This is a genomic window from Streptomyces sp. NPDC041200, assembly GCF_055591805.1.
The window spans coordinates 356,003-362,753 of the sequence record NZ_JBVIZF010000003.1 but is presented as its reverse complement, the minus strand read 5'-3'; the positions used below and the strand labels follow the sequence as shown (position 1 = coordinate 362,753).

At 74.7% G+C, this 6,751-nt stretch carries 6 protein-coding genes; 1 reads left to right on the top strand and 5 read right to left on the bottom strand.

The genetic code is table 11. The features are described from left to right. Positions 1 to 137: 137 nt before the first annotated feature. The 5 genes from ACZ6CL_RS11295 to ACZ6CL_RS11275 are packed head-to-tail and all read right to left on the bottom strand — an operon-like array spanning position 138 to position 5,770. Positions 138 to 968: an ECF transporter S component gene (locus ACZ6CL_RS11295; protein ID WP_468934172.1), complete on the bottom strand. Its 831-nt coding sequence runs from the start codon at positions 966 to 968 to the stop codon at positions 138 to 140. Beyond that, positions 965 to 2,590: an ABC transporter ATP-binding protein gene (locus ACZ6CL_RS11290; protein WP_468934170.1), complete on the bottom strand. Its 1,626-nt coding sequence runs from the start codon at positions 2,588 to 2,590 to the stop codon at positions 965 to 967. The genes ACZ6CL_RS11295 and ACZ6CL_RS11290 overlap by 4 nt, the downstream gene beginning before the upstream one ends. Further along, positions 2,587 to 3,885, bottom strand: a complete 1,299-nt coding sequence (locus ACZ6CL_RS11285; protein WP_468934167.1) for an energy-coupling factor transporter transmembrane component T — start codon at positions 3,883 to 3,885, stop codon at positions 2,587 to 2,589. The genes ACZ6CL_RS11290 and ACZ6CL_RS11285 overlap by 4 nt, the downstream gene beginning before the upstream one ends. Further along, positions 3,861 to 4,505 (bottom strand): SCO2322 family protein, encoded by a 645-nt coding sequence (locus ACZ6CL_RS11280; protein WP_468934166.1) that lies wholly within the window; start codon positions 4,503 to 4,505, stop codon positions 3,861 to 3,863. The genes ACZ6CL_RS11285 and ACZ6CL_RS11280 overlap by 25 nt, the downstream gene beginning before the upstream one ends. Then, complete coding sequence (locus ACZ6CL_RS11275) at positions 4,505 to 5,770, bottom strand: prenyltransferase/squalene oxidase repeat-containing protein (protein ID WP_468934164.1); 1,266 nt, start codon at positions 5,768 to 5,770, stop codon at positions 4,505 to 4,507. Before ACZ6CL_RS11275 ends, ACZ6CL_RS11280 begins: the two co-directional genes overlap by 1 nt. Before the next feature lie 497 nt (positions 5,771 to 6,267). Between ACZ6CL_RS11275 and ACZ6CL_RS11270 the strand changes: the two genes are divergently transcribed. After that, a complete protein-coding gene (locus ACZ6CL_RS11270) occupies positions 6,268 to 6,663 on the top strand; it encodes a hypothetical protein (RefSeq protein WP_468934162.1) in 396 nt (131 codons plus the stop codon). Positions 6,664 to 6,751 lie beyond the last annotated feature (88 nt).

The window sequence follows — 6,751 nt, the reverse complement described above, 5'->3', positions numbered from 1 at the left end:
TGTGGGTGGAGGGTGGGTGGCCCCCGCGGTGGGGGGTAAGTCTCTCAAACAAGGAAAACACCCGGGCCGGGGTCCCCCCCCTCCCAAAAAACCCCCCCCCCGGCCCCGCCCCGTCGTACGTCACGGGCGCTCGTCCATCACGGGCGCTCGAACGCCACCGGTGCCTCGAACGCCGCCCGCCGCGTCGCCCGCCGCAGCGCCCGCAGGATCGGCCCGCCGAGGGTGAGGGTCAGCGCCACCGTCACCACCGCGCGCGGCAGGTCCCAGCCGAGCGAGGTCGCCAGGCAGTACGTGACGAAACGGGCCAGGTTCGCGCCGACCGCGTCGCCCGGCACATAGCTGATCCCCGACGACATCCCCTGCGTCAGCGTCCAGCCCTGCAGGTTCATGGCCGTCCCGTACGCCACCGACGCGAGCGCCCCGTAGCCCGCCAGCAGTGCCAGCTCGCGGCGGCCGCGCAGCCGCCCGGCGCCGGGCAGCAGCCCCGCGCCCAGCGCGACCCACCCCATCGCCAGCATCTGGTACGGCATCCAGGGCCCGACACCGCCCGTGAGCAGCGCCGACGCGAACATCGTCACCGCACCGAGCACCAGCCCGAAACCGGGGCCGAGCACCCGCCCGGAGAGCACCATCAGGAAGAACATCGGCTCGATGCCCGCCGTGCCCGTGCCCAGCGGCCGCAGCGCCGCGCCCGCCGCCGCCAGCACCCCGATCATCGCGATGGCCTTCGCGTCCAGACCGGTGTCGGCGATCGTCGCCACGACCACCGCCAGCAGCAGCGGCAGCAGCGCGGCGAACAGCCAGGGCGCGTCGGCGGAGTGGGCGGCGACGCCGGAGTGGGCGGGCGCGACGAGCGGCCAGGTGAACGCGGCGACGCCGATCGCGGACACGAGCACGAGGGCGACGACCGAGCGCGGCCCGAGCCGGACGGCCCGTACCCGGGACGTCCCGATCTCCGCCCCCGTCATCGCGCCCGCTCCAGCGCCTCGCGCACCTGCGGCACGGTCAGCCACGGCAGCGGCGCGAGGATCTTCGCGACCTGCGGGGCGAAGGCGGGGGAGGACGTCACGACCTCCGCCGTCGGCCCGTCCGCGACCACCTCGCCGTCGGCCAGGATGACGACCCGGTGGGCGAGTTCGGCCGCCAGCTCCACGTCATGCGTGGCCAGCACGATGGCGTGGCCGTCCGCCGCCAGCCCGCGCAGTATTCGCGTCAGCCGTGCCTTCGCCGCGTAGTCCAGCCCGCGCGTCGGCTCGTCCAGCAGCAGGAGCGGCGGGCGGGCCGTCAGGATGACGGACAGCGCGAGGGCGAGCCGCTGCCCCTCGGAGAGATCGCGCGGATGGGCGTCGTCCGCCACCTCGGGCAGCAGGTCCGTGACCAGCGCCCGGCAGGTGCCGGGCGCCGCCCCCGCGTCCTCGTCGGCGGTCGCGCACTCCGCCGCCACCGTGTCCGCGTACAGCAGATCGCGCGGCTCCTGCGGTACGAGGCCCACGTGGCGCAGGAGTTCGGCGGGGCGGGTGCGGTGCGGTACGAGGCGTTCCGCACCGACGCGCACGGTTCCGGCGGCCGGTTCACGCATCCCGACGAGTGCGGCGAGGAGCGTCGACTTCCCGGCCCCGTTGCGGCCCATCAGCGCCACCGTCTCGCCGGGCCGCACCGACAGGCTGACGTCGCGCAGCGCCTCGACGCGCCCGTGCCGTACGGACAGCCGCTCGGCCTGCCCGGCCGGTGCCCCGTCCGGCGCCGTGCGCTTCGTCCCGCCAGGGGTGAGGGGCGCCAACCGCTCCCGCAGCGCCCCCGCCTTGCGGCGTGCGTCCCGTACGGACAGGGGGACCGGGGCCGTCCACCCCGCGAGGCCGCCCAGCGCCACGACCGGCGGCTGCACGGGCGAGACCGGCATGACCTCGGCCGGTTCGCCGACCACCGGGGCCGCGCCGGGGGCGGACAGCAGGATCACCTGGTCCGCGTACTGCACCACCCGCTCAAGACGGTGTTCGGCCATCAGTACGGTCGTGCCCAGGTCGTGCACCAGCCGCTGCAGCACGGCCAGCACCTCTTCGGCGGCGGCCGGGTCGAGCGCCGAGGTGGGCTCGTCCAGGACCAGGACCTGGGGGTGGGTGGTGAGCACCGACCCGATCGCCACCCGCTGCCGCTGTCCGCCGGAGAGGGTGGCGATGGGCCGGTCGCGCAGCTCGGCGAGGCCGAGGAGGTCGAGGGTCTCCTCGACGCGGCGGCGCATCGTGTCGGGCGGCAGGCCCAGCGACTCCATCCCGTAGGCGAGTTCGTCCTCGACGGTGTCGGTGACGAAGTGGGCGAGCGGGTCCTGGCCCACGGTGCCGACGGCGTCGGCCAGCTCGCGCGGCTTGTGGGTACGGGTGTCCCGCCCCGCGACCGTGACCCTGCCCCGCAGGGTGCCGCCGCTGAAGTGCGGCACCAGCCCGGAGACGGCGCCCAGCAGTGTCGACTTGCCGACTCCGGAGGGGCCGACGAGCAGGGCCAGCTCGCCCTCCGGAACGGTGAGTTCCACCTCGTGGAGGGCGGGCCGGGCGGCGCCGTCATAGGTGACGGACACCTGCTCGAAGCGGATCACTGGGTGACCTCCTTGTATGACGCGGGCGGGGCGGGGGCTGGGGCGACGAACGCCGGGAGCAGCCCCAGCAGGACGCCGGCCGCGGGCCACAGCGGCAAGTCCGGCGCGGTGAGCGGAACGGCGGGCGGATTCAGGGACTCCGGGGCGGACGAGGCGGCCCAGATCATCAGCGCCGCGACCGCCGCCCCCGACCCCGACACCAGCCAGGCCCGTACCCCCCACCGGTCCGGCCGGTAGCGGCTGCGGACCGACCGGCGCCCGCCCAGCCACAGCCCGCCCAGCGCGGCGGCGAGCCCGGCCAGCAGCAGCGGCAAGCCGTACGCCGCGCCCTCCGAGGCCAGCAGCCCGTACGTACCGCAGCAGACGCCGAGCAGCCCGCCCAGCGTCAGCGCGGCGGTCGTACGGCGCACCGCGGGCGGGACCCGCGCGGTGCGGCCGTAACCGCGCGCGTCCATCGCCGCCGCCAGCGCCACGGACCGCTCCAACGCGCCCTCCAGCACCGGCAGTCCCACCTGCAGCAGCGCCTTCACCCCGCGGTCGGGGCGCCCGCGCAGCCGGCGCGCCGCGCGCAGCCGCTGGACGTCCGCCACCAGATGCGGCGCGAAGGTCATCGCCACGACCACCGCCACCCCCGCCTCGTACAGCGCGCCCGGCAGCGACTTGAGCAGGCGCGCCGGGCTGGCCAGCGCGTTCGCCGCGCCGACGCAGACCAGCAGCGTGGCCAGCCGCAGCCCCTCGTACAGCGCGAACACCAGCCCCTCGGCGGTGACCCGCCCCCCGATCCGCACCCCCTGCGCCCAGCCGGGCAACGGCACTTCGGGCAGCGTGAACAGCACCCGCGTACTGGGGATCGGCGAGCCGAAGAACACCGCGAAGACGAGCCGGATCGCGAGCACGATCAGCCCGAGCCGCAGAAACGCGCCGTACGACCGCGCCCAGGGCGCATCGGTACGGCGCACCGCCACCACATACCCCGCGACCGCGACGATCAGCCCGAGCAGCAGCGGATTGCTGGTCCGCGAAGCGGCCGTGCCCAGCCCCAGCGCCCACACCCACCACGCCCCGGCGTGCAGCGCGGCCCCACGGCGGGGACGCGGCCGGTCGGGGTCGGCGGCGCGGCGCTCGCCGGCGCTGTCGGCGCGGTACGACCATGCCCCCTCGGCGCCCGCCGCCCGGGCTCCTGCTCCGCCGAGCGCTGCCCAGGCCCGCCGGGCGCCGAGCGCTGCCCACGCCAGCGCCACGCCGAGCGCGGTACGCGCCCCCATCGCGGTCACGACCGGCGGCGGGTCTGCCACGCCGCCGCGGCCCCGAGAACGGCCACGGCGGCCACTCCGCCGATCAGGCCCGCCGACGGGCCGCCACCCTCACCTTCATCCTCCTTGTGCGCGGTCACCGCCTCCCCGCAGCCCGACTTCGGGTAGCCCGCGATCGCGCACAGCAGCGCCGAGGAGTTGTAGCGCAGCGGTTTCGCGACCGTCGCCAGCGCCTCCCCGGCCGTCGCGTCCTCGCCGACCCGCGCGCACGCGGTGCGGGGCTCCGGGGGCGTGCGGCCGTCCGGTGCGTCCCGCGCGGTGCCGAAGTCGAGGACGACCGCGATCCGCTTCGTGCCGCCCTTGGCGGGCGTATCCGTGCCGCAGACCGCGCCGAAGCGGGCCGTGCCACGCGGCCGGGCGGCGTCCTTCGAGTCCTCGCTGACGGCGAAGCGGAAGCCGATCATGTCGCCGTCGCCGGGCCGGGCCGCGGAGGGCCCCTGGGACGCGTACGTCCAGCCGCCGCCGTCCCCACCCCGCTGCCAGAACGACCAGTAGCGGTACCCGTCGGCGTGCGCGGGCGCGGCCCCGGCGAGCACGGTGAGCAGGGCCACGAGCGGCGGCACGAGGGCGAGGGACAGCCGGATCGCCGGACGGCCGACCATCAAAGCTGCTGCCGCTTACGGCCGCTGAGCAGGAAACCGATGCCCATACCGGCCACCGCGCAGCTTCCGACGATCCACCAGACGCTGCCCGTCCCGCCGTCGTCGTCCTTCGCGCTCTTCTCCTCCGACGCCTGCTCCTCGACCGGCTTCGGCCCGGTGGCGTTGAGCTGCTGGACGAGGTCGGCGTCGCCGAAGTGGCGCGGGTCGGCACCGGCCGCGTGGGCCGCGAGCACCAGCTTGGCCAGCGCGCCCGGGTCGCCCTTCGCCCAGGCCGCCGCGCCGCTGTCCTTGCCCTGCAGCCACTGCAGCGGCCGGGCCGCGGCCGCGCTGTGCTCACCCGCGGCGAGCGCCATGATCGCGTCGGCGGTGGCGCCGAAGTCGGGCTGGGCCTTGGCGCCGGGCGTCGCGGTCTTCAGGTGCATGCCGTTGCCGGACATGGTGGTGGAGAGGTAGGCGAGCGCGGCCTCGGAGGCGTCCTCCGGCGTACGGTCCGCGCCGGCGCCCTTGCCCTCGCAGGCCAGCGGCTTGGGGCTCTTGTCGTCGTCCTTGCCGACCGGGTCGAAGACGAAGCCCGAGCCCCGGGTGGCCAGCGCCGCGCTCACGGTGGCCAGGTCGTTGGCGGCGGGCTCGCCCTTCCCGGTGTACGCGAACGCGCCCCGCTGGGCCTCCTTCGCCGAACAGTCCAGCTGCAGCCCGAGCAGCGCGTCGTACGGCGTCTTGCCGCTCGCCGCGGCCGCGACCTCCACCGGATCCATCCCGGCCGTGGCGAAGGCGCCGACCGCGACCGAGGTGGAGTTGGCGTCGCTCGGGCCGCCGGGGTTCATGCTCCAGCCGCCGTCCTCGTTCTGGCTCCGCTTGAGCCAGCCGATGCCCTTCTCCACCGCCGCCGACCGGCCGCCCACCGCGGCCAGCGCCTGTATCGCGGCCCCGGTCGCGTCCGTGAACTCGCCCTTCTTCGGATCGCACGCCGTCCCGGTGTCCGCCCGGTACGCGGCGAAGCCGCCGTCCGCGCACTGCTGCCCGGCGAGCCAGTCGATGGCCGACTTCGCCGGTTTCACGCCGGTCGCGTCCTGGGCGAGGAGCGCGAGCGACTGCCGCCACACCCCGTCGAACTTGGGGTCCTTCGTCCCGTACAGCCCCTGCGGACGCTTGCCGTCGTCAGCGGGAGCGGCGGGAGCGGCGGACGCGGCGGGCCCGGTGGCCACGGCGGTCGCGCACAGGGCGGCGGAGATGGCCAGGGCCGCGGCGCTGCGGCGTGCGTTCATGGCTGGGGTGCCTCTCGATCAGGGGCGTTACGCAGCCACGCACGGCCGTCCACCCACGCGCGGAACACATCCGTCGCGCCGGTGGCACCGGGCTCAGCCCCGCATCCCACGACGGTGCCGCCGCCGGACACCCGGACGGCGGGAGCCTCCTGCGTCGCGCCCGCCCAGGTGCTCCGGCTCGTACGGCCCGGGCGACCCGGGGGTCCGTACACACGGTTGCGGGTCAGCGCCGGATTTCCACCGACTTCCCCTGATCGGACGCGGATGAAGTTCTCCCGCCCACTTTAACCGGCCGCTTCATCCGCTGACGACGCCGTGTCCCCGTCCGCACCGCAGGCCCCCGGCGGGCCGCCCGCCGGGCAACTCCAATACAGAATAAGCGGGTTGAAAAATCAGCACCCACCCTGCGCAAACAGAATGGGTAACGCATGGAGAACATCGCTGTGAAACGAATGTGAAGGCCGTTTCGGCGTGTTCGGCCCGGCAAAGAGAGGCCCATGAGCAACCCCCATGGCCCCATGGCCGATAACGGTTCGTATCACCACGACCCGAATGCTTCCTTCCAGGGCGATCACACTGCCCCCACCAACCGGCGCCGAGCAGGCAATTCGAGTGGTCGCGGGGCGGACCGGACAGCCTTGATCATTCACAGCCTCGCGGACATCGCCGCGGTTTTCCTGGGGCTGTGGCTGCTGCTGTACCTGCTCGACGCCAACCAGGCGAATGTCTTTGTCGATTTCGTGCATGGTGTGGCGGACTGGCTCGCCGGATGGTCGCAGGACATCTTCATGATGGAACCCGAAGGTGTTCGAGTCTTCTTCAACTACGCCCTGCCTGCGGTGATTTACCTCGGTATCGGCCACGGCGCCGCAGCGTGGGTGCGGCGGCTCTGACCTCGTGTTCGCCGGGGCATCTTCCGCTTGCCGGGGGTGCCCCGCGGCGCCCGGGTAACACTTCTCCGGCCGTCGGCGCTGACCACGA